19 protein-coding genes are annotated in these 21,303 nt (G+C 68.0%); 8 read left to right on the top strand and 11 right to left on the bottom strand.

Features of this window, described 5'->3' with window-relative positions; genetic code table 11:
- The first annotated feature begins 2 nt into the window (after positions 1-2).
- The 3 genes from ACR9Y5_RS17010 to ACR9Y5_RS17000 are packed head-to-tail and all read left to right on the top strand — an operon-like array spanning position 3 to position 4,737.
- Positions 3-2,039 carry a bifunctional aldolase/short-chain dehydrogenase gene (locus tag ACR9Y5_RS17010; protein WP_481299599.1) on the top strand — a complete coding sequence of 679 codons (2,037 nt, stop codon included), beginning with the start codon at positions 3-5 and terminating at the stop codon, positions 2,037-2,039.
- Positions 2,036-3,466 (top strand): rhamnulokinase, encoded by a 1,431-nt coding sequence (locus tag ACR9Y5_RS17005; RefSeq protein WP_481299068.1) that lies wholly within the window; start codon positions 2,036-2,038, stop codon positions 3,464-3,466. The genes ACR9Y5_RS17010 and ACR9Y5_RS17005 overlap by 4 nt, the downstream gene beginning before the upstream one ends.
- 11 nt (positions 3,467-3,477) lie before the next feature.
- On the top strand, positions 3,478-4,737 hold the full coding sequence (locus tag ACR9Y5_RS17000) for an alpha-hydroxy acid oxidase (RefSeq protein WP_481299067.1): 1,260 nt from the start codon (positions 3,478-3,480) through the stop codon (positions 4,735-4,737).
- Positions 4,738-4,885: 148 nt separating this feature from the next.
- Here ACR9Y5_RS17000 and ACR9Y5_RS16995 read toward each other — a convergent pair whose 3' ends face one another.
- The 11 genes from ACR9Y5_RS16995 to ACR9Y5_RS16945 all read right to left on the bottom strand — a co-directional run bounded on the left by ACR9Y5_RS16995 (position 4,886) and on the right by ACR9Y5_RS16945 (position 16,549).
- Positions 4,886-6,337, bottom strand: coding sequence for a four-carbon acid sugar kinase family protein (locus tag ACR9Y5_RS16995; RefSeq protein ID WP_481299066.1), 1,452 nt, complete (start codon positions 6,335-6,337; stop codon positions 4,886-4,888).
- Positions 6,337-7,107, bottom strand: a complete 771-nt coding sequence (locus ACR9Y5_RS16990; protein WP_481299065.1) for an SDR family NAD(P)-dependent oxidoreductase — start codon at positions 7,105-7,107, stop codon at positions 6,337-6,339. The genes ACR9Y5_RS16995 and ACR9Y5_RS16990 overlap by 1 nt, the downstream gene beginning before the upstream one ends.
- A gap of 27 nt (positions 7,108-7,134) precedes the next feature.
- Positions 7,135-8,313 (bottom strand): DUF993 family protein, encoded by a 1,179-nt coding sequence (locus tag ACR9Y5_RS16985; protein ID WP_481299064.1) that lies wholly within the window; start codon positions 8,311-8,313, stop codon positions 7,135-7,137.
- 41 nt (positions 8,314-8,354) lie between these two features.
- Complete coding sequence (locus ACR9Y5_RS16980; RefSeq protein WP_481299063.1) at positions 8,355-9,605, bottom strand: CaiB/BaiF CoA transferase family protein; 1,251 nt, start codon at positions 9,603-9,605, stop codon at positions 8,355-8,357.
- The gene (locus ACR9Y5_RS16975) at positions 9,602-11,236 is read right to left on the bottom strand and encodes an acyl CoA:acetate/3-ketoacid CoA transferase (protein WP_481299062.1); all 1,635 of its coding nucleotides are present in this window, start codon (positions 11,234-11,236) and stop codon (positions 9,602-9,604) included. Before ACR9Y5_RS16975 ends, ACR9Y5_RS16980 begins: the two co-directional genes overlap by 4 nt.
- A gap of 109 nt (positions 11,237-11,345) precedes the next feature.
- Positions 11,346-12,122, bottom strand: a complete 777-nt coding sequence (locus ACR9Y5_RS16970; protein ID WP_481299061.1) for an SDR family NAD(P)-dependent oxidoreductase — start codon at positions 12,120-12,122, stop codon at positions 11,346-11,348.
- Entirely contained in the window at positions 12,119-12,970 is an 852-nt protein-coding gene (locus tag ACR9Y5_RS16965) for an ABC transporter ATP-binding protein (protein WP_481299060.1), read from the bottom strand. Before ACR9Y5_RS16965 ends, ACR9Y5_RS16970 begins: the two co-directional genes overlap by 4 nt.
- The gene (locus ACR9Y5_RS16960) at positions 12,967-13,479 is read right to left on the bottom strand and encodes a MaoC/PaaZ C-terminal domain-containing protein (protein WP_481299059.1); all 513 of its coding nucleotides are present in this window, start codon (positions 13,477-13,479) and stop codon (positions 12,967-12,969) included. Before ACR9Y5_RS16960 ends, ACR9Y5_RS16965 begins: the two co-directional genes overlap by 4 nt.
- A 32-nt stretch (positions 13,480-13,511) precedes the next feature.
- Positions 13,512-14,576, bottom strand: a complete 1,065-nt coding sequence (locus ACR9Y5_RS16955) for an ABC transporter substrate-binding protein (RefSeq protein ID WP_481299058.1) — start codon at positions 14,574-14,576, stop codon at positions 13,512-13,514.
- A 106-nt stretch (positions 14,577-14,682) separates the two neighbouring features.
- Positions 14,683-15,411 (bottom strand): ABC transporter permease, encoded by a 729-nt coding sequence (locus tag ACR9Y5_RS16950; protein WP_481299057.1) that lies wholly within the window; start codon positions 15,409-15,411, stop codon positions 14,683-14,685.
- A gap of 223 nt (positions 15,412-15,634) precedes the next feature.
- Positions 15,635-16,549 (bottom strand): Gfo/Idh/MocA family protein, encoded by a 915-nt coding sequence (locus ACR9Y5_RS16945; RefSeq protein ID WP_481299598.1) that lies wholly within the window; start codon positions 16,547-16,549, stop codon positions 15,635-15,637.
- Between the two features lie 97 nt (positions 16,550-16,646).
- On the opposite strand from ACR9Y5_RS16945, the gene ACR9Y5_RS16940 reads away from it, so the two are divergent.
- The 5 genes from ACR9Y5_RS16940 (at position 16,647) to ACR9Y5_RS16920 (ending at position 21,295) form a co-directional block, all read left to right on the top strand.
- The gene (locus tag ACR9Y5_RS16940; protein WP_481299056.1) at positions 16,647-17,690 is read left to right on the top strand and encodes a 2-hydroxyacid dehydrogenase; all 1,044 of its coding nucleotides are present in this window, start codon (positions 16,647-16,649) and stop codon (positions 17,688-17,690) included.
- Entirely contained in the window at positions 17,687-18,652 is a 966-nt protein-coding gene (locus tag ACR9Y5_RS16935) for a DUF4862 family protein (RefSeq protein ID WP_481299055.1), read from the top strand. Before ACR9Y5_RS16940 ends, ACR9Y5_RS16935 begins: the two co-directional genes overlap by 4 nt.
- Before the next feature lie 62 nt (positions 18,653-18,714).
- Positions 18,715-19,431 carry a GntR family transcriptional regulator gene (locus ACR9Y5_RS16930; protein WP_481299054.1) on the top strand — a complete coding sequence of 239 codons (717 nt, stop codon included), beginning with the start codon at positions 18,715-18,717 and terminating at the stop codon, positions 19,429-19,431.
- Between the two features lie 105 nt (positions 19,432-19,536).
- Positions 19,537-20,268, top strand: a complete 732-nt coding sequence (locus tag ACR9Y5_RS16925) for an SDR family NAD(P)-dependent oxidoreductase (RefSeq protein WP_481299053.1) — start codon at positions 19,537-19,539, stop codon at positions 20,266-20,268.
- A complete protein-coding gene (locus ACR9Y5_RS16920) occupies positions 20,261-21,295 on the top strand; it encodes a sugar phosphate isomerase/epimerase family protein (protein WP_481299052.1) in 1,035 nt (344 codons plus the stop codon). Before ACR9Y5_RS16925 ends, ACR9Y5_RS16920 begins: the two co-directional genes overlap by 8 nt.
- Positions 21,296-21,303 lie beyond the last annotated feature (8 nt).

The raw sequence follows: 21,303 nt of genomic DNA, 5'->3' as shown, positions 1-21,303 counted from the left end.
CCATGACCAACGAGACCGTCCCGTCCCTCATCGCCCGATCCAACCGCCTCGGGTCGGACCCGAAGAACACGAACTATGCCGGCGGGAACACCTCTGCCAAGGGCATGGAGACCGACCCGGTGACCGGTGAGCCGGTCGAACTGCTGTGGGTCAAGGGCTCCGGGGGAGACCTTGGCACGCTGACGGAGTCCGGCCTCGCGGTCCTCCGTCTCGATCGCCTCCGCGCGCTGAAGAACGTCTACCCGGGCGTCGAGCGCGAAGACGAGATGGTCGCCGCATTCGACTACACGCTGCATGGCAAGGGCGGTGCCGCCCCGTCGATCGATACCGCGATGCACGGCCTGGTGGATGCGGCGCACGTCGACCACCTGCATCCCGACTCCGGCATCGCGATCGCGACCGCGGTGGACGGCGAGGAGCTGACGAAGACGGTCTTCGGCGGCCGCGTTGTGTGGGTGCCGTGGCGCCGTCCCGGGTTCCAGCTCGGCCTGGACATCGCGGCGATCAAGGCCGCGAACCCGGACGCGATCGGCACCATTCTTGGCGGCCACGGCATCACCGCCTGGGGCGACTCGAGCGAGGAGGCGGAGGCCAACTCGCTGTGGATCATCCAGACGGCGGCCGACTACATCGCCGAGCACGGTCGCCCCGAGCCGTTCGGGGCGCGGATCCCGGCGAACGAGCCGCTGGAGCCGGCGGAGCGCCGGGCGAAGGCCGCAGTGCTCGCGCCCACTCTCCGTGGACTGGCGTCGACGGATAAGCCGCAGGTCGGCTCGTTCACCGACGCGGACGTCGTGCTCGACTTCCTCGCCTCGGAGGAGCACGTCCGGCTGGGCGCTCTGGGCACATCCTGCCCGGACCATTTCCTCCGCACCAAGGTGAAGCCGCTCATCCTCGACCTGCCGGCCGACGCGTCCATCGAGGAGTCGATCGCCCGGCTGAAGGAGCTCCACGAGCAGTACCGGACCGAGTACACGGCTTACTACGAGAAGTACGCGACCCCGGAATCCCCAGCGATGCGCGGTGCCGACCCGGCGATCGTGCTCATCCCGGGCGTCGGCATGTTCGCGTACGGCAAGGACAAGCAGACCGCGCGCGTAGCCGGTGAGTTCTACATCAACGCGATCAATGTCATGCGCGGCGCGGAGGCGATCTCGTCGTACGCGCCGATCGACGAGGCGGAGAAGTTCCGGATCGAGTACTGGGCGCTGGAGGAGGCCAAGCTCCAGCGCATGCCGAAACCGAAGTCCCACGGGGGCCGAATCGCGCTCGTGACCGGCGCCGCGTCCGGCATCGGCAAGGCCATCGCGACCCGCCTCGCGGCCGAGGGCGCGTGCGTCGTCATCGCCGACCTCGACCTCGAGAAGGCCCAGGCCGCTGCTGCGGAACTCGGCGGCACGGATGTGGCGATCGGTGTGGCGGCGAACGTGACCAGCGAGTCCGACATCCGCGCGGCCATCCAGGAGGCGCTGCTGCAGTTCGGCGGCCTCGACCTGATCGTCAACAACGCGGGCCTGTCCATCTCGAAGCCGCTCCTCGAGACCACCGAGGCGGACTGGGATCTGCAGCACGACGTCATGGCCAAGGGCTCGTTCCTGGTGTCCAAGGCGGGGGCGAAGGTCCTCATCGAGCAGGGCCTCGGCGGCGACATCGTCTACATCTCGTCCAAGAATTCCGTCTTCGCCGGCCCGAACAACATCGCCTACTCGGCGACGAAGGCCGACCAGGCGCATCAGGTGCGGCTGCTCGCGGCCGAGCTCGGCGACTACGGGGTCAAGGTCAACGGCATCAACCCCGACGGGGTCGTCCGCGGGTCGGGCATCTTCGCCGGCGGCTGGGGCGCCAAGCGCGCCGCCGTGTACGGCGTACCCGAGGAGGATCTGGGCAAGTACTACGCCCAGCGAACTCTGCTCAAGAGGGAGGTGCTGCCGGAGAACGTGGCCAACGCGGTCGCGGTGCTCACCTCGGCGGACCTCGACCACACCACAGGGCTGCACATCCCGGTCGACGCCGGAGTCGCTGCCGCGTTCCTGCGATGAGTGCCGGTACCGTCGCCGCGGTCGACCTCGGAGCGACCAGCGGCCGGGTCATGCACGCGCGGGTCGGCGCCGACACGCTGGAGCTGACGGAGGCCGCCCGATTTCTCAACACACCCGTCCGAGTGTGGGAGGGGGGCCGAGCGGCCCTGCACTGGGATGTGACTGGGGTGTACGCGCAGGTGCTGGAGGGGCTGGGGTCCGTCGCCCGGTCGGATCCAGGACTCGCCTCTATCGGCGTGGACTCCTGGGCGGTCGACTACGGCCTTCTCAGCGGCGGTCGGCTGCTGGGCGAGCCGTACCACTACCGGGACGAGCGGGCCGAGCGGGGCGTCTCGCTGGTGCACGCTGCGGTCGACCCGGCCGAGTTGTACCGGGAGGGCGGCCTCCAGTTCCTGCCGTTCAACTCGCTGTACCAGCTGGCGGTGGATGCGGCCGACGGGTCGTTCGCGTCCGCCGACCGCTTTCTCCTCATCCCCGACCTGATCACGTACTGGCTCACGGGGACCGAGCATGCCGAGCGGACCAACGCCTCCACCACCGGCCTGCTGACGGCCGAGGGCGCCTGGAACGACGGCCTGCTCGACCGCCTCGGCCTGCCGCGCACCGCCTTCGCGCCGCTGGTGGATGCCGGGACGTCCGTCGGAAGGGTGCTCCCGGCACTGGCGCGGGATCTGCCCTTCGCGGGGGGCGGCCCCACCGTCACGGCCGTCGGCTCGCATGACACCGCGTCCGCCGTGGTCGCGGTGCCGATGGATGCATCCCGCGCGGCGTACATCTCGTGCGGAACGTGGGGCCTCGTCGGTGTGGAGCTCGAGCAGCGCGTCATCTCCGACGAGGGACGCGCCGCGAACTTCACCAACGAGGGCGGCGTCGACGGCCGCATCCGCTACCTCCACAACGTCATGGGCTTGTGGCTGCTCAGCGAGTCCATCCGCGAGTGGCAGCGCCGCGGTCTGCACGTCGACCTCGCCGGGCTGCTGGCGGAGGCGGCCCAGCTGCCGCGCCCGGCCGAGGTCTTCGACGCGGACGACCCGCGCTTCCTCGCCCCCGGAGACATGCCGTCGCTCATTGCCGAATGGTTCTCCGAGCACGGGATGCGCGCCCCCGCCTCGCCCGCGGGCATGGTCCGCGTGATCGTCGAGAGCCTGGCGGCCGCCTTCGCCCAGACCGTCCGTATGGCGGCATCCCTGTCGAGCGTGCCGGTCGAGGCCGTCCACATGGTGGGCGGGGGAGCGCGCAACGAACTGCTCTGCCAAGCCACCGCCGACCGCAGCGGCCTGCCCGTGCTCGCCGGCCCGGTTGAAGCGACCGCCATCGGCAACGTCCTGGTCCAGGCGCGTGCCGCGGGCCTTCTCTCGGGCGACCTGGAGACGCTCCGCGCCCTGGTCGCCCGCACGTCCCGGATTGTCCGTTACTACCCTCGCTAGGAGCTCTTCCCATGGTTGACCGCCAGTTTCCCCGTCCGGCCGAGTTGCTGGAGTTGATGCAGTTCAAGAAGCCCGAGCTGAATCTGAGGAAGCGGCGGCTGGAGTCGGCGTTGACGATCGAGGACTTGGCGCGGATCGCCCGCCGCAGGACGCCGAAGGCGGCGTTCGACTATACGGAGGGTGCCGCCGAGGGAGAGCTGTCGCTCGCGCGGGCTAGGCAGGCGTTTCAGGATGTGGAGTTCCACCCCTCGATCCTGCGGGATGTGTCGAGTGTGGATACCTCGTGTGAGATCTGGGGTGGTCCGTCGGCGTTGCCGTTCGGGATCGCGCCGACCGGGTTCACCCGGTTGATGCAGACCGAGGGCGAGACCGCGGGGGCCGGGGCTGCGGGGGCGGCGGGCATCCCGTTCACCCTCTCCACGCTGGGCACCACGTCGATCGAGGGGGTGAAGGCGGCGAACCCGGACGGGCGCAACTGGTTCCAGCTGTACGTGATGCGGCAGCGTGAGATCAGTTACGGGCTGGTGGAGCGTGCGGCGGCGGCGGGGTTCGACACGTTGTTCTTCACTGTGGACACCCCGATCGCGGGCGCCCGGCTGCGGGATAAACGCAACGGGTTCTCCATTCCTCCGCAGCTGACCCTGGGCACGATCATCGACGCGATCCCGCGGCCGTGGTGGTGGTACGACTTCCTGACCACCCCGAAACTCGAGTTCGCCTCCCTGTCCTCCACCGGCGGCACCGTCGGTGACCTGCTGAACGCGGCGATGGACCCTTCGATCGACTACGAGGACCTGAAGATCATCCGGGAGATGTGGCCGGGGAAGCTGGTGATCAAGGGCGTGCAGAACCTCGACGACGCGCGCACCCTGGTGGATCACGGGGTGGACGGGATCGTGCTCTCCAACCACGGCGGACGCCAGCTGGACCGCGCCCCGATCCCGTTCCACCTCCTGCCCTCGGTCGTGCGGGAGGTCGGCCACCACACCGAGGTCGCGATCGACACCGGCATCATGAACGGCGCCGACATCATCGCCGCCTACGCCCTCGGCGCGAAGTTCACCCTCATCGGGCGGGCCTACCTCTACGGCCTCATGGCCGGCGGCCGCGAAGGAGTCGACCGCACCATCCAGATCCTCACCGACCAGCTCATCCGCACCATGAAACTCCTCCAGGTCAACTCGCTCGCCGAGCTCGGACCCCAGCACGTCACCCAACTGGCCCGACTGCAGCCGCTACGTCGCGAGGAACGCCCCGGCGTCGCGGCCTGACGAGTACGCTCCGCCGCCGGGCGGCCGGAGCGATTCACGGCACCCCTCGCGTACGCCGGGCCCACGAACTTGCCGTCGGCGATCGCCTCCAGGGTCAGCCTGACGATCGAGCTCGACTTCCGCGGATTTCCGGTGACGAAGTGACTTGCTACGTTGCAGCGGACAACAGAGCGACCACCTCCGCGAGAGAGGAGTCGTCGCCTACGTTCCCGGCGAAGACCACGTAAGGAACGCCCTGAGCGGGCCCCTCGGCCGGCTCCCACAGCGACACGATTCCGGGCAGGAGCGGGCCGCGGACGATCGCTCGCCGAATCGAGAGCCCTTCGGACGCGACGTCGGACGACGTGATTCCGCCCTTCGCTATGACGAAGCGCAGCGGATGATTCTTAAGCACGCCGCGCACGACGCGCACGAGCGCCGCCGAGATCACGCGGGCGATTTCCAGGCTCTCTGCCGCGTTGTCCGACCTGATGACTTCCCGGCTCGTGTGCAGGACCACGTCGCCGGTGTCGAGGCCGGCGCTCGCGCGCCGGATCGCGATGTCGATGGTGCTGCCGCGCGTCGCCTCGTCGAGAAGCGCGCGCACGTTCAGCTGCACGACCGTTGCCGTGTCCTCCTGCTGCAACAGCCTAGTGAGCTGGCGGCTGGTCAGCCCGACGTGGGAGCCGACGACGACGAGGCCGCCGCCGTCGAGGGGCGGCCCATCCCGAAAGATCTCGTCGGGATCGAGCGGAGCGCGTTCCGCCTGACCGATGCGGGCCCGGACGAAGGGCGGCCCGACCCGGTAGACGAATCGCTTCCCGCGGCTCTCCGACTCGGCCAACCCGAGGGCAAGAGCCCGCAGGTCGTTCTCGGTGACGATGTCGACGACGATCGGCGTGCGGTCGGTGACGCCCTCCAAGAGGTCTGCGATCACTGCCGCTCCGGAGCGGACTACCCCGAGGTCGAGCACCACGACTTCGTCGGCGGGAGAGTTGCCGTTGGACTTCTCCTCGACATACTCGTCGAGGCGCGAACTCGTGAAGCCGAAGGTCGCGTCCCGCGCGAACTCCGTCTCCGCGATGGGGACCAGCTCGCCGTCCCCGGCGCGAACGAAATGCACACCGCCGATCGTCACGCGGCCGGCATCGGGGAACGCCGGGACGATGACGATGCCGTCGATGCGTTCGCCGGTCTTCTCCTCGAGCACGTCGGCGATAGTGTCGGGCTCGAGCGGGTAGTGCCCGCGGAGCGTCGAGTCGCTCCGGCTCACGAACCCGAGCGGCTGCCCCTCCGCCGCGAGGAGCGCGTTGGCGACGACCTCCCGATTGCGCGCGACGGCGGCGACGGGATCGAGGCTGCGGGTGTTTGTCAGCACGTACACCGCTCCGCTGCCGAGGGCGAGCGCCCACCGGATGTCGTCCGGCTCCCACCGTGTGAGCACGGGCACGTCGGCGACGGACTGCGTTCCCGTCGGATCGTCGTCGAGCACGATCAGAGTGCGGGGAGCGCGCGCGTTGGCCGCAGCGACGGACTCTGCTGTCACTTCGACATCCTCGGGGAACCCACGGAGCAGTTCGCGCTCACGCTCCGCGGTCACCTCTTCTGTGCGGACGTCCATCACGAGATCTGCAGGCCGCCGTTGATGTCATAGGTCGCGGCGGTGATGAACCCGGCGTCCTCACCCAGCAGGAAAGCGATCAATGCGGCCACATCGTCGCGCGTTCCCACCCGGCCGACCAGGATGTCCTTCGACATCTCGGCCTTTCGCTCGTCGGTGAGAGTGCCGCCCATGATGTCGGTGTCGATGGGCCCGGGCGCGACGGCGTTGACCGTGATGTTGTGCTCGCCCATCTCGCGGGCCACCGCGCGGGTGAACCCGATGATGGCGGCCTTCGAGGCGCTGTACGCCACCTTCGAGTAGGTGCCCCCACCGCGCTGGGCGGAGATCGAGGAGATGCTCACCACGCGCCCGTACCGGCGCTCGATCATGCCGCGGAGCACCCGCTGCGTGACGATGAAGGTTCCGCGCATGTTGATGGCGAACACCCGATCCCAGGCCTCGACCGTCTCGGACATGAATTCTGTGGGCGAGCTGATGCCGGCGAGGTTGACCAGGCCGGAGATCGGGGGCATCGCCTCCTCCACACGACCGATCGCCTCGTTCACCGAGTCGGCGTCGGAAACGTCCGCGCCCACGCCGATGGCCTGCACACCGTACGTCGCTGCGATCTCGTCAGCCGCCGACCGGGCGGCGGCCTCGTCGATGTCGAGGATCGCGATGGCCCATCCGGCCTGCGCGAGTCTGGCGGCGGTCGCCCGCCCGATTCCGCGGGCCGATGCGGCGCCGGTGAGCAGAGCGGTGGAAGTGGCGGTTGTCGTGTCACTCATGAGTTGCCAATCGTCGTGGTCGGGGTGCTAGTCGATGCCGTTGGCGGCGAGGAACGTGCGCATGCGGGACGCCGCAAGATCGGGGTCGGGAAAGAGCCCCAGGGCGTCGGTGAGCACGAAGAGGTCGGTGAGGTGCTGCAGCGATCTCATGCCCTCGCGACCGGTCACCATGCGGAAATGGTCCTGGTGCCCGGACAGCCAGGCGACGAACACCACACCGATCTTGTAGCGGTCGGCCGGCGCCTCGAACATCTTCACGGCCAGCGGGATGGAGGCGTTCATGATGCGCGCGAACTCGTCCTCGTCGCCCCGGTCGAGTGCGGCGAACCCGGTCGAAGCGATGGGCGCGATCGGGTCGAGCACTCCGAGAAGCCCGTGGCTCACGTGCTCGCCGTCTCCGAGCAGCAGGTCGGTGTATCCGTAGTCGTCGCCGGTGAAGACCTTCACGCCTGCCGGCACCCGGCGGCGGAATTCCCGCTCCATCTCGTCGTCGAGCAGGCTGAACTTGATGCCCTGCAGGTGCACGGCGTTCTCCTGCGCCATCTGCACGACGACCTCCATTGCGTCCAGCGGCTCGGTGCGACCCCAGTAGCCGCGAAGGCTCGGGTCGAAGCCGGTTCCGAGCCAGTGCACGATGACGGGCTTCGTCGCCTTGCCCAGCACGTCCCGGTACACCGAGAGGTAGTCGTCGGACGACCTCGCGCTCTGCGCGAGGGCATGACTGGCGCGGATGACGGCGGCGCTGCCCTGGGCCTCGACGAATTCGAGCTGCTCAGTGTACGCGTCGACGATCGCCGAGAGGGAGTGGATGCGTGCGGGGTCGAGCTGGTCGGTGCCCGCACCGGCGACCACGGCGGCATCCGCCTTCTTGGCCGCCGCAACACCCAGGCGGATGAGTTCCTGGGCCTGGCCCCAGTCCAGACCACCCGGTCCGCGCTCGGACGTGTCCATGCCCTCCGCGATCCCGATGCCGTAGCTGAACAGGTGCTCGCGGAACGCGATGGTCGCCTCCCAGTCGACGGGGGGCCGGATGCCGGGCGTGTACTCGGCGCGCGCGTCGACCACGACGTGGGCGGCCGCATAGACCGCACGGGAGGTGAACTGGGCGGGATGGCGGGCGAACTCGACGCCCTCGTGCATGGCGTGGGATTCCAGGCTGCCCGCCGCGGTGGGAAGAAGGAGTGTGCTCGTGGTCGCAGTGGTCATGGCAACGCTTTCGGTATGAGGTCGGTTGACGGGGGTACGGGTCACCAGGAGGAGCCCTGTCCGTTGCGTTCTCGGTCGGACTCCGAGCCGATCACGCCGGCAGCCTTCAGCGCGGCGATCTCGTCTGCGCTACGGCCGAGGGCCGCGAGCAGTTCGTCGTTGTGCTGCCCCACTTTGGGCGGGGGCGCGCGGAACACGCCGGGGGTGTCGGACAGCTTGACGGGCATCCCGACGAACTTCATGCTGCCGACACCCGGCACCTCGGCCGTGAGCACCATCTCGTTGTGCAGGATCTGCGGGTCGAGGAACACGTCGTCGTACTCCTTGATCGTCGCCACGAGCACGTCCTCCACCTCGAAGCGCGCCGTCACTTCGTCCAGCGTGAAGCGCGCTATCCCGGCGGCCACCAGATCGCGGGTCTCGATGATGTGCTCGCGCAGCCCGGCCGTGTCCTGGAACCGGGGGTCGTTCACGACCTCCTCGGGCATCCCGAGCGCACGGGCGGTGCGCTTCCAGGGTTCGGTGATGTAGAACTCGCCGATCAGCGCGATCCATCGGTCGTCCGCCGTGCGGTATCGCCCGTACAGCGCCGTGTTGTGCGCGTGGGCGACACCCTCTGGCGGCCGCGGGTATTGCTGGCCCGTGTTGAGGTAGGTCGTGCCCTCCTGCAGATGGGTCGCGAGCGCCGCGTTCAGGAGGCTGGAGTCGACGACCTGGCCGCGGCCCGTCTTCTCGCGGGCGGCGAGCGCGATCATCATGCCCTGGGCGAACTGCATGGATGCGACATAGTCGATCATGAAGGTGCCCACCGGCGTGGGCCCGCTTTCGTCGCTTCCGGTGAGTGCCATCAGACCGCTGATGGCCTGGGCGGCGAGATCCTGTCCGCGCAGGAGCGCGTACGGGCCGGTCTGTCCGTACCCGGAGGCGTACGCCACGATCAGCCTCGGGTTGATTCGCGACAGGACATCCCATCCCAGTCCCAGCCGGTCCATCACTCCCGGCCGGAAGTTGCTCGCGACGATATCGGCGTCGCGCGCCAGTTCGAGCACGAGGGCCATGCCCTCGGGGGATTTCAGGTCGACGCTCAGGCTCTTCTTGTTGCGGTTGGTCGCGGACCAATGCGGGCTGTAGCCGCCGATGGTCGGGAACTGCCCGCGCCCGATCTCGCCCACGTCGATCCGCTCGATCTTGATCACCTCGGCGCCGAAGTCGGCCAGCACCTGCGTGCCGGACGGTCCCTGCTCGAGCTGGGTGAAGTCGAGGATTCGTACCCCCTCGAATGCCGCGGTCATGCTCGCACCTCGCGACGACCGCCGGCGGCACGCTCGGTGCGCGCGATCGTGACGCCCATCCGGGCGGTGTCGAAGAGTCTTCGGTCCATGAGCACAGGGTCCTTCCGGATCACCGGTTCGAAGGGAAGGAGCGAGAGGATGTCCCGCTCCAGGTCGATGCCGGGCGCCACCTCGGTGAGTTCGATGCCGTCCTCGCCCAGCACGAACACGGCCCGCTCTGTGACGTAGATCGCCCGCCGTCCGTCGGCGAGGGCGCGTTCCGCGTTGAAGGTGACGTAATCCACGCGCTCGACGAACTTGCCGTAGCGGCCCTCACGGTCGATGGAGATCCCGGCGGGCGACACCCCGATGCGGAGGTCCCCGCCCCGGAAGGTCCCGCAGAACGCCACGACGGACGCCTTCTGGCTGATATCGATGAATCCGCCCGGCCCGATCGGAACGCTGCCCACCCGTGCGACGTTGACGTTGCCCCACCGGTCCACCTGGGCGAAGGCCAGTCCGGCGAAGTCGAGCGCCCCGCCGTCGTAGAGGTCGAACTGGCTCGGCATGTCGATGATGGCCGACGGGTTGATCGCGGTGCCGCTGTCCAGTCCGAGGCCCGGGAGGCCGCCGTAGATCCCCTGCTCGACGGTGAGGGTGATGTCGTCGAGGAACCCTTCCTCGAGCGCGACGTAGGAGATGCCGTTCGCCATGCCGACCCCGAGATTCACGAGCTGGCCTTCGGCGATCTCCATCGCCGCCCGGCGCGCGACCACCTTGCGGTGGTCGAGAGGGAGGACGTCGATCTCGATCGGCTCGTTCGAATACAGCCCGGTGCGGGTCGGGTCGGAAACCGTGATCGGAGTCTGGTTGGGGAAGTCGGTCACGACGACGCCGTCGATCAGGACGCCCGGGACCCGGACCCGGCCGGCGGGGAACGTTCCCGCCGGCACGAATTCCTTGACTTCGGCGATGACGATGCCGCCGGAGTTGTGGGCCGCTTGTGCGATGGCGAGGTTGTCGCTCCAGGCGGCCTCGTCGTCCATCGTCAGATTGCCGTCGGCGTCGGCGGCCGTGGCGCGGATGAGAGCGACATCGATCCCGAACCGCGGGTAGAAGAGCCATTCGCGACCGCCGATCGTGACGAGCTCGCTGATGCCCTCACGCGTGACCTCGTTCATGCGCGCCCAGTCCTGGCGGGGGTCGACGTACGTCCCTAGTCCGATGTCCGTGAACAGCCCCGGGCGGTGAGCCGCGATCTCGCGGTAGAGAAGGGAGATCGTGCCGGCGGGGAGGCCGATGGCCTCGACCTCGTTCGCCGCGATGAGCGCCTGCTCGGCCGGGCTGAGCACGAAATGGGATCCGATGAACCGGCTGACCAGCCCGCGCTGGGCGAGATGGTCGACGCCTCGTCCGGTGTGGTCGCCGAGTCCCATGGTGTGCACCACGGTGAGACCCGAGGGCGCCGCCGTCTCCCGGAAGCACTCGCCGATGGCGGCCAGCACGGTTTCCGGAACCTGAAGCAGCGATCCGCTCCCGCCGACGGCGACGACGGAGCCCAGAGGCACCAGCTGAGCTGCTGTCCGGGCGTCCATCAGGAGCTCCCGCCGACGGCCGCCTGCAGGGTGTCCGGCCGAGAGAGTCGTGCTCATGCCGGGGCCTCCGACACGGACTGGGCGCCCGCCAGGGAGCTCGGTCGGCGGGGGCCCAGCCCGATCCCGACGCTGCAGGCTGGGCCGTCAAGATCAGCAGCAGCGCGGCTCATAGCATCACGTCCCCACCGCAGACGTGGATGCACTCTCCCGTGATGTACGACGCGTCGTCGGAAAGCAGGAACGAGACGGCCGCGGCGACATCGGCGGGCGTCCCGGCCCTGCCGAGCGGCACGGAGGCGATCCGCTCGACGCGGGCGACGCCGGGCTTCTCGCCCTTCAGCGCGGACAGCTTGCGGTCCGCTTCATCCCAGAGGGGGGTGTCTACGATGCCGGGTGCGACGGAGTTGACCCGGATGCCGGAACCCGCCAGGGCGAGCGCGAACGACTTCACGAGGCTCAGGACCGCGGCCTTCGAAGCGGAGTAATGCGGGTAGTAGGGGCCGCCGAGGCGGCCCTGGATCGACGCGATGGCTACCATCGACGATCCGGCGGGCATGGATGCTGCAGCCTGCATCGAGAGGAGCGTCCCGCGGGCGTTGATGTCGAGCACTCGATCCCATTCGTCGACCGTCACGTCGACCGCTCGCGCGAACGTCTGCACGCCTGCGTTGCAGACGAAGTACTCGAACGGGTCTCCGAATTCGTCGATCACGGATTGGTTCAGGGTGGCGAAGTGCTCGGGGTCCGCCACGTCGAACTCCACGGCTGCCGCCGAACCGCCGCCGGCGTTGATCCGGTCGGCAGTCTGCCTGGCTTCAGGGAGGTTGAGGTCGGCGATGACGACGCGCGCGCCGTCGGCGGCCAGTCGCTCGGCGATCCCCGCCCCGATCCCCTGCGCCGCGCCGGTGACGACGGCGACGCGGTTGTCGAAACGGGCGGTCACGACTGGGCGCCCTGGGTGGGCACATCGATTCCCGAGAGCACGCCCATCCGCTGGAAATGTGCGTAGATGCGATCGACGTAGTGCCCGAATTCGGGGGATTCGCCGAGAACGATCGGACGGGGCCGGGGCAGGTCGACGACGATCTCCTCGACGACCTCGCCAGGGCTGGGGCTCATGACGAAGATGCGGTCCGAGAGCCCGACCGCCTCCTCGACGGAGTGCGTGATGAACACGACCGTGGGGCGCCGGCGGAGCCAGAGTCGCTCGAGGTCGGTGCGCACCTGGAGCCGGGTCAACGCGTCCAGCGCTCCGAACGGCTCGTCGAGCAGGATGACCGACGGATCGTGCACCAAGGTCCGGATGAGGGAGACCCGCTGGCGCATGCCGCCTGAGAGCTGCTTCGGATAGCGCCCCTTGGCGTGCGTGAGCCGGAGCTGTTCGAACAGCTCGTCCGAGCGCGACTTGACGTCCGCCTTCGGGAGCTTGCGGATGACCGCCTGGAGCATGACGTTCTCTTCCGCCGTGCGGAAGTCGAGCAGCAGGTGGTCCTGGAACGCGATCCCCACGTCGGTGAGGGGGGCGTCGACGTAGTCCTCGCCCACGCGGATTTCGCCGCTCGTGCGTTCCAGCAGTCCGGCGATCATCAGCATCAGGGTGCTCTTGCCGCAGCCCGACGGGCCGAGGACCGACACGAACTCGCCCGGTTTGATGTCGATGTCCACCGCGCGGAGTGCCTCGAACGGGGTGGTCGTGTCCTCACCGAACGTCTTGGTGACACCTTCGATGCGGATCGACGATCCCGCGGTCTGGCCCGCCTCGATTGTCGGAGCGGGGTTCGATGTGCTCATGAGTTGTGCCTTTCGGGGGTGACGTCCGCCGTGCTGGCCGAGAGGGCGGCCAGAGGAACCTTGCTGACCAGAATCGACTTCTGGCCCTTTTGAAGAAGACGCGAGTCCTGGTCGACCAGTTCGACATCGAACGTGACGATGGCCTGCGTCGGTTTGGAGGCGCTGTCCCTCATCGACGCGATCACGTAGTTCACGAAGATCGTGTCGCCGATGAAGATCGGCGCGATGAACCGCCAGTCGCCGATTCCGAGGAAGGCGATGACGGTCTGCCGAAGTTCGCCCGTGCGCGCCCACATCAGACCGTGGGCGTACGCGAGGCCGAGCATCCCGTGCGCCACGCGGCGCCCGAACTGGCTCGCCTCCGCGTAGACATCGCTCGTGTGAAGCTCGGAGAAGTCGCCCGTGAGCCCCGCGAAGCCCACGAGATCGGCATCGGTGATGGTGCGGCCGGGACTGCGGAAGGACAGACCGACATGGAGGTCGTCGTAGGTGTAACCCAGGTGATTCATGTCGTCGTCCTTCCGCAGTTTCCGTGCTCGCGTTACTTGATGGGGCAGGCCTGCAAGGCGGAATCCGCCGGCAGGTACTTGTTGGTGTAGTACTTCGTGGGGTCGACCCCCTTGGGAAGCAGCCCGGCCTGGGAGAGCAGGTCCTGGGTCTTCTTCCACGAGGCCGGGGTCGCCTGGCCCACGTACTTCGCGCCGGCGGCGCACAGCAGGTTGCCGCCGATGATCGCCTTCAGCTCCTGGTCCGCGGTCGGACTCGCCGTCGCACCCCACAGCTTCTTCAGGTCGGTGATCGCCTTCGACTGGTTGGTCGATGCGACCTTCCAGCCTTGCAGCGACCCGGCGATGAACTTCTTGACGACCTCAGGGTTCTTGGTGATGAAGTCGTTGGACGCGAAGATCGACGTGCTGACCGTCGGCACACCGTGCGCAGCGAAGGTCGCCGTGAAGAGATCCTTCGCGCCCTGCTGGTTCGCTTGCACCTGGTAGGTGTCGAGCGAGCCCAGGATCGCATCCACCTTCTTCGACAGCAGCGACTGCACCAGCGATGTCGGGGGAAGGTTCACCAGATTCACGCTGTCGGTGGTGAGCTTGTTCGCCTTGAGGAAGAGCGGGAGCATGCTCGCCTGCGACGAGGGCACCGGAGTTCCGACCGTCTTGCCTTTCAGGTCGGCGATCGAGGTGATGCCGCTGTCCTTCAGCGCGATGACCTCATTCGGATTCGACTGGTAGATGGTCGAGAGCACGGTCATCGGCGCGTTCTGCGCGATGAGCTGCGTGGTCGCGGTCGAATCCGCGTATCCGATGGTCGCCTGTCCCGACGACACGAGCTGCGCGGTCAGCGACGATCCGGTTCCCGGGACGATCGTGACATCCAGTCCGAGCTTCTTGTAGTAGCCCTCGACAACCGCCACCGCGAAGCCCGAATTCGACCCGTTCGGCGGATTGTTGAGCTGGAAGCTCACCTTGGTGAGGCTTTTCGGCGCCCCGGAGTCCGTTGATTCCGACTTCGAGGCCGGAGTTCCGGCCGAGCAGCCGGCGAGCAGGAGGGCGATGGCGACGATGCCGGCCCCGATGCCCAGTTTGCGTGATGTACGCATGTGGAAGGTCCTTTGTTCGGATGGTCGGCCCACGCCGACCGGTGAAATGGGCAGGATGTGATGCGCTTGACGGCCTGCGATCAGCCGTGGGCTTGCTGATCAGTTCTCAGTTGTATTTGACGCGCTGCCAGGGGGTCAGCAGCCATTCGGCGAACTCGACGATGTAGTTCAGGACGATGCCGATCACCGTCAGAACCACCAGGACGGCGAAGACCTGGGGCACGTTCAACGTGTTCGTGGCCTGCAGCAGCAGGTAACCGAGTCCCTTGGTCGATCCGACGAACTCCGCCACGAGCGCCGCCGTGACGGCGATGGTCGCCGAGGTCTTGAGACCGGCGAAGATGACGGGCAGCGCCGCGGGGAACCGGAGGTACCGGAAGGTCTCCCACTGGCTGGCGCCCATCGACCTCGTGAGGTACAGCAGGCGGGAGTCGAGAATCTGGAACCCGCTGATGCTGGAGATGAGGAGGGGGAAGAAGGACATCAGCACGGTCAGGAACACCTTCGACTCGATGCCGAGACCGAGCCAGATGATGAACAGGGGCGCGATCGCGATCTTCGGCACCAGCTGGAGCACCACGACAGGCGGGTAGAGGATTTGTTTCGCCGGGCGGGAGAGCGCGATGAGCAGGCCGAGCGGGATCGCGATCACGATGGCGATGACGAAGCCGAGCGCGATCTCCAGCAGCGTGGTCTGAGCGTTGCTCCAGATCAGCCCCCACGAGTTGACCAGCTCGTTGAAGACGGCGAGCGGACTGGGCAGCAGATACTGGGGGATGCTGAACGCCCAGACGATGAGCGCCCAGATGAGGATGATGGCGACGAACGTGAGCACGGGAACGGCCGACCAGATGCGCCGGCGGAGCCGGCGGCCATTGGCCGTGACTGCTCGTTTCTTCGCGGCGGGTCTCCGCGGGCTCTGCGGCGCCGCGAGCCGCCTCTCGGCGGTTGCCGGGATTTGCGTAGTCGACTGTGACATCAATCGCCCCTTCGAGATCGTTGTTTGTATATAATATCACGATCCGGTCGGATGCAAGAAAATTTTCAGGAGGCCGCGATCATCCCCGGCCGGCAGTTCCCAGACGAGCACCGATTTCCTCCATCACAGCAACGACCCTGGCGCCTTCGGCCGCGGTGCTCAGGCGGGTGATGCCCTCATCCGCAGGTCGGTCGCCGACCAGCTCGGCGAGAAGGTCGTCGATGAGCAGACAGAACGAACCGAGGAAGTCCACAGCGCTGTCATTGCTCCAGGTAAGGGAGTCACGAGGGGATCCGAGCGCGATCCGCTCCTGCGTGTATGGGACGTCGACGCGCAGGTCGATATGCGCCGCGCTGGTCGCTCCGCCGTCGTGAACAAACGAGAAGCCGACCGCCCCGGAGCCGTCGACCTCAGCGCTTGTGACTCGCGTGACCTCGCCCAGGAGCAGCTCCAGCTGAGAGATGACGTGCGGTCCGACATCGAACAGGGCGCCGGCGTCCTCTCGCCAGCCGATTGCTGCGGGCGCCGGGGTCGAAGCGAGCATCCCGGCTGAAGACCAGAAGAATTCGGCGGTGCTCCACTGCCGAGCGGCGCTCTCCAGGAGCCACGCGCGGCGACTCGGATCGAACAAGCGGCTGAGGAACACCCTCGCCGTGATCGGCTGATCGGCCACCAGCCGCGAGAGGTCGTCGGCCTCGCTCGCGCTCATGCCCACCGGCTTCTCCAGGAGCAGATGGCGGCCGGCCGATGCGGCGTAGCAGGCGAAGCGCGGCTGCACTGCGGGGGGCAGCGCGAGGTCCACGATGTCCACCGCACCGACCAGGGCCTCGAACGAATCGAACGCCTCGGTGCGCGATTCGTCCGCCAGCTGTCGGGTGCGCTCGCCGTCCCGACCCCAGATTCCCGCGAGCTCCACCCGCGGGTGCGCCGCGAGCGCCGGCAGGTGTGTACGACGCGCCCACTGACCCGCACCGACGAGCCCCACTCTCAGCATTGGAGCCGGCTCGCGGACTTCGTCATCGAAGTCGCTCTGTGAGAGGGATGTCATCTGTGTATTATATATTCAGATCGACCAACGAGGGGAGGATTCAATGGCTGCCAGCGATTCAGCGCGACCCAGTGAGCGTCGGCCATCGAATGACCACCCCGCGTACCGGATCGCCGTCACCGGCGACCAGGCCGACCCTGATGGCACGACGATCTTCGGCGACATCGGACTCGACCGCCTGACGGAGGCGGGCCTCGATTGGGACGTCATTCCTGTCGACGGCGACGTGCTCGTACCGGAGCAGCTTGCCGGCTACGACGCCCTCCTGATGCTGGGGGGGAAGCGGCTGGAGTCGTCGAGCTTCGACGCCTCGGTCCGGTTGCGGCATGTCGCCCGGTTCGGAGCGGGCTACGACGCGATCGACGTGGCGGCGTGCACGCGGGCCGGGATCGTCCTCACCAACACGCCGGATGCCGTGATGGTGCCGATGGCCCAGTCTGCGCTCACGTTGGTGCTCGCGCTCGCCCACAACCTGCGTCCCAAAGACCTCCTGGTGCGATCAGGACGGTGGAACGACCGCGTGCACTGGCAGGGCCACGGCATCGGCTCGCGAACAGTCGGGATCGTCGGTCTCGGAAACATCGGAGCCGAGACCGCCCGGCTCTTCCGTGCGCTGGGCGTCACCGTGATCGCTTACAACCGTTCCGACAAGAGCGCACTGGCGGCGTCCCTTGGTGTCACGATGCTGCCGCTCGATGAGGTGGTGGCCGAGAGCGACTATCTGATCGTCACCGTTGCGGGCGGCTCCGGGACGGCCGGCCTCATCTCGGCTTCGAGGATCGCAGCCATGAAGCCGACAGCATCGCTCGTGAACATCGCCCGGGGCTCTGTAGTCGATGAAGAGGCGCTCATCGCCGCGCTCGAAGGCGGACGGATCGCCGGCGCAGCGCTCGACGTGTTCCAGCAGGAGCCGATCGACCCGCACAGCCCGCTCGTGTCGATGGAGAACGTCGTGCTGACACCGCACTCGCTGAGCTGGACGGACGAGTTCGCCTCCGCGGTCGCCGGCAGTGCGATCTCAGCGCTGCTCGACGTTGCCCACGGCCGGACCCCTCGGCACGTCGTCAATCCGGAGGTTCTCGCATGAGCAGCCACATCCTCGGCGCCTACGCGGCCGCTCCCGCAGATCTGGCATCCACACCGGACGACGAGCGGTCGTGGTTCGACGCCCTCGCGGCCGAGCCGCTGGTCGGCGGTCTGGAGCTGCCGTTCGACGACGGCCTCCACCCCGGCGGGATCGACCGCCTGATTGCGCTGCTGGACCCCTCATGGTCGTCGGTCGTCACCGCGATGTCCGGGATCTCGTCCCGTCTCCTCACCGATCCCGCCTACGGCTTGGCCTCGACGGACGACGACTCACGCCGCCAGGCGATCAGTGACATCGCGAAGGCACGCTCCGAAATAGCCACCGTTCGAGCGGCGCTCGGTGCCGACGCGATCGTGGGCATCCAGCTCCAGTCGGCGCCCGGCGCGCGAGGCGGAACGACGGGTGAATCGGCCGAGGCCCTCACCCGGTCGCTGGTCGAGATCCTGAGCTGGGACTGGGAGGGAGTCGCCCTCTCACTCGAGCACTGCGACGCCCCCGCCCCCGGCCGGGCGCCGCAGAAGGGCTTTCTCCCGCTGCCGGACGAGGTGAGGGCGGTCGACACGGCGCGGCAACAGGGCGGAAGCACGATCGGCCACACCGTCAACTGGGCGCGCTCGACGATCGAGAGCAGGGACGTGCGCACTCCCGCGGAGCAGGTGGCTTCGCTCGCCACGTCTGGAACGCTCGTCGGCGTCATGTTCAGCGGCGTCGCACCCGTCGCCACCGCTTTCGGGGGCGCCTGGGCCGACGCCCACCTCCCGGTCTCCGATTCGGGTGAGGGATCCGAACCCCTCTCGCTGCTGAGTACACGGGCTGTGGGCGACACGCTCCGTGCGGCCGGGGCGGCAGCATCGTATGTCGGCGCGAAGGTGTCGGCGCGCAAAGTGGAGCAACCACTTCTCGAACGGCTGACGCCCGGGTTCGCCACCCTCCGGGCGCTGGCAGGAGCGGAACCGGAATGACATCGACCTCATCGACTCCCGTGCCCCGGGACAACTCGGAAAGTTCGTTAGAGTCCACTGCTATGTCAATCAGTCCCTCAGGAATCGGTGACCTCGGCGATACCAAGATGTTGAGCGAACGGGTCTATCGCTCGATCCTCCAGCTCGTCACCCGGGGGCAGCTGCAGCGAGGAGCGCCCCTGCGGATCGAGGAGCTCTCCCGAATCCTCAACGTCTCTCCCACCCCAGTGCGGGAGGGTCTCGCGCGGCTGGAGGCCACCGGCCTGGTCGTGCACCTGCCGCGGCGAGGGTTCCGGATCGCGCCGCCACTGACGGGCGAGCAGCTGGAGCATCTGATGGACGCCCGGGAGCTGCTCGAGGTCGGTGCGGCGGGGCTGGCGACGACAGCGGGCGGCCAGTCGTTCGTCGCCGATCTGGAGCGTGCTCTGGCAGCACAGCGGCAGGCGGTGCTGAAGTTCCATGTGAACCGGGATGTCGCGCCGCAGACCGAGGACGCGGCCTGGGCGGTCATCGACGCCGACCTGGACTTCCATCGCGTGATCTTCGATCACACCGCCAACCCGTACATCGAGCTGATGGCCGGCGCCCTGAACGGGCAGTCCCACCGCGTTCGGCAGTACGCCGAGAAGGGCGTCTCCGACGATCTGGAAGCACTGGACGAGCACGACGCGATCCTGGTGGCCGCACGGACGCTGGACCCGGCTCAGGTCCAGGACGCGATGCGGGCACACATTCATCAGGTGCGGTTGCGCGCCCGAGCCGACATGGATCCCGCGTAGGCGCAGGGATCCCCGCCGCCGACAGCGGTCGGACCGACGACACCCATGGAAGAGGGAGCACATCAGATGACAACCGTGGACTTTCCGAGTGCGAGAACCGCGGTCGTGACGGGGGCAGGCTCCGAACGCGGCATCGGGCGCAGCGTCGCCCGGCGCCTGGCGAAGCACGGCTGGGACCTGGCCCTGTTCGACCTTCAGGAGCACCTGCTCGACGAGTTGGCCTCTGAGCTCAGGGAGCTCGGGGTGAAGGTGTCCACCTCCGTCGTCGACGTCACTGACGAGCAGCAGATCGACGCCGGCGCTGCCATCGCGGAGAAGGAACTCGCACCCGTCGTCGCGGTCGTGAACGTGGCCGGCATCAGTGACCCGACGAGTTTCATGGACACCGACCTCGAACGGTGGAACCGGGTGATGCGTGTCAACGCGACCGGCACCTTCCTTGTGATGAAGCGCTTCGTGCCCGGCATGGTCGAACGAGGCCTCGGACGCGTCGTCAACCTTTCCTCCACCGCGGCGCAGACCGGGGGCGGCACCTACAGCGCCACTGCGTACGCCGCCTCGAAGGCCGCCATCGAGGGTCTCACCCACGGCGCCGCGCTGGAACTCGCTCCGAGAGGCGTCACCGTCAACGTCGTCTCCCCCGCCGTCATCGACACCGACATCATGGGCGGCCAGATCACCGACGATCGGAGGCCGGCCTTCACCGCGGGTCTCCCCGTCGGCCGGCTCGGCACCACGGACGAGGTGGCGGCGCTCATCGAGTACCTGATCGGCCCGGACGCCGGGTACATCACCGGTGCGACGTACAACATCAACGGAGGTGCCCGCATTGGCTGATTCGCTGGCCCTGGGAATCGAGACCGATCCGATCGACCGGCAGACCGCGGTCGGCATCATGAACTCCACGCCGCTGCCGCCCGGGCACGGGCTCACCGCAGACGGCTGGATGATCGGCTCGGCCATGCTTCAGTTCCCGTCCGAGACACCATCCGGGGTCTCGGTCCGCGAGGCGGGTCCCGCGTACTGGGAGCGACAGCTGGGCCGGATCGTGAGAGAGGGCTTCTCCGCCGTCGAGCTCCCGAGCAATTGGCTTCCCATCGGCGAGATGAGCCCGGCCGAGAACGCGAGCCTGGTAGAGGTCCTCAAGGACGTCGGACTCGACGTGTGTGCCACATCCGTGGTGAGGAAGAGCATCATCGATCCGGCGGATGCCACCGAGAATCTCGCGATCACCCATCGGGCCATCGACGCTGCCGCCGCCATCGGCGCACCGCTGATCTGCCTCGGCCTTCACGAGGCTCTGCTGCCCGCTCAGACCGCCATCCCCTGGTTCTGGACCGTCGACGGCCCGACCAATCCGGACGACCGCAGCGAGTGGGACACGGCGGTGCGCCTCTACCGCGAACTCGCCTCCCACGCCCGGGATGTGGGCATCCTCATCTCGCTGGAGCTGTACGAGGGCACGTACCTGGGCGACTGCGACTCCGCTGTGGCGTTCATCGCGGACATCGACCGTGACAACGTGGGACTCAACCCCGACCTCGGCAATCTGATCCGCGCCCAGGCGCCGATCGAACCGTGGGAGGCTATGGCCGTCAAGACGCTGCCGCTGGCGAACTACTGGCACGTCAAGAACTACTCGCGGGCGGAGAACCCGAACGCGGACGTCTATCTGACGACTCCGACGTCCCTGCAGGCCGGTCTCATCGACTACCGCATGGCGGTGCGCTACGCGATCGCCTGCGGCTACCGCGGACCTTTCCTCGCCGAGAATTACGGCGGAGACGGCCTGGCCGTCTCGGCGGACAACGCCCGCTACCTGCGTCGCGTTCTCGACGACATCCTCTCGACGACCAACGAATAGCAAGGCGG

It is taken from the genome of Leifsonia sp. KNZ13-11D, from assembly GCF_056754895.1.
Note: the sequence above shows the minus strand (reverse complement) of the source record. Positions and strands in the feature narration are given on the sequence as shown.

What these genes read in the sequence shown, in the direction of transcription:
- ACR9Y5_RS16980 (WP_481299063.1), bottom strand. Translation starts at nt 9,605, where the DNA reads ATGACCGCGGCATTCGAGGGGGTACGAATCCTCGACTTCACCCAGCTC.
- ACR9Y5_RS17005 (WP_481299068.1), top strand. Translation starts at nt 2,036, where the DNA reads ATGAGTGCCGGTACCGTCGCCGCGGTCGACCTCGGAGCGACCAGCGGC.
- ACR9Y5_RS16985 (WP_481299064.1), bottom strand. Translation starts at nt 8,313, where the DNA reads ATGACCACTGCGACCACGAGCACACTCCTTCTTCCCACCGCGGCGGGC.
- ACR9Y5_RS16945 (WP_481299598.1), bottom strand. Translation starts at nt 16,549, where the DNA reads ATGCTGAGAGTGGGGCTCGTCGGTGCGGGTCAGTGGGCGCGTCGTACA.
- ACR9Y5_RS17000 (WP_481299067.1), top strand. Translation starts at nt 3,478, where the DNA reads ATGGTTGACCGCCAGTTTCCCCGTCCGGCCGAGTTGCTGGAGTTGATG.
- ACR9Y5_RS17010 (WP_481299599.1), top strand. Translation starts at nt 3, where the DNA reads ATGACCAACGAGACCGTCCCGTCCCTCATCGCCCGATCCAACCGCCTC.
- ACR9Y5_RS16930 (WP_481299054.1), top strand. Translation starts at nt 18,715, where the DNA reads ATGTCAATCAGTCCCTCAGGAATCGGTGACCTCGGCGATACCAAGATG.
- ACR9Y5_RS16955 (WP_481299058.1), bottom strand. Translation starts at nt 14,576, where the DNA reads ATGCGTACATCACGCAAACTGGGCATCGGGGCCGGCATCGTCGCCATC.
- ACR9Y5_RS16960 (WP_481299059.1), bottom strand. Translation starts at nt 13,479, where the DNA reads ATGAATCACCTGGGTTACACCTACGACGACCTCCATGTCGGTCTGTCC.
- ACR9Y5_RS16935 (WP_481299055.1), top strand. Translation starts at nt 17,687, where the DNA reads ATGAGCAGCCACATCCTCGGCGCCTACGCGGCCGCTCCCGCAGATCTG.
- ACR9Y5_RS16975 (WP_481299062.1), bottom strand. Translation starts at nt 11,236, where the DNA reads ATGAGCACGACTCTCTCGGCCGGACACCCTGCAGGCGGCCGTCGGCGG.
- ACR9Y5_RS16965 (WP_481299060.1), bottom strand. Translation starts at nt 12,970, where the DNA reads ATGAGCACATCGAACCCCGCTCCGACAATCGAGGCGGGCCAGACCGCG.
- ACR9Y5_RS16990 (WP_481299065.1), bottom strand. Translation starts at nt 7,107, where the DNA reads ATGAGTGACACGACAACCGCCACTTCCACCGCTCTGCTCACCGGCGCC.
- ACR9Y5_RS16995 (WP_481299066.1), bottom strand. Translation starts at nt 6,337, where the DNA reads ATGGACGTCCGCACAGAAGAGGTGACCGCGGAGCGTGAGCGCGAACTG.
- ACR9Y5_RS16940 (WP_481299056.1), top strand. Translation starts at nt 16,647, where the DNA reads ATGGCTGCCAGCGATTCAGCGCGACCCAGTGAGCGTCGGCCATCGAAT.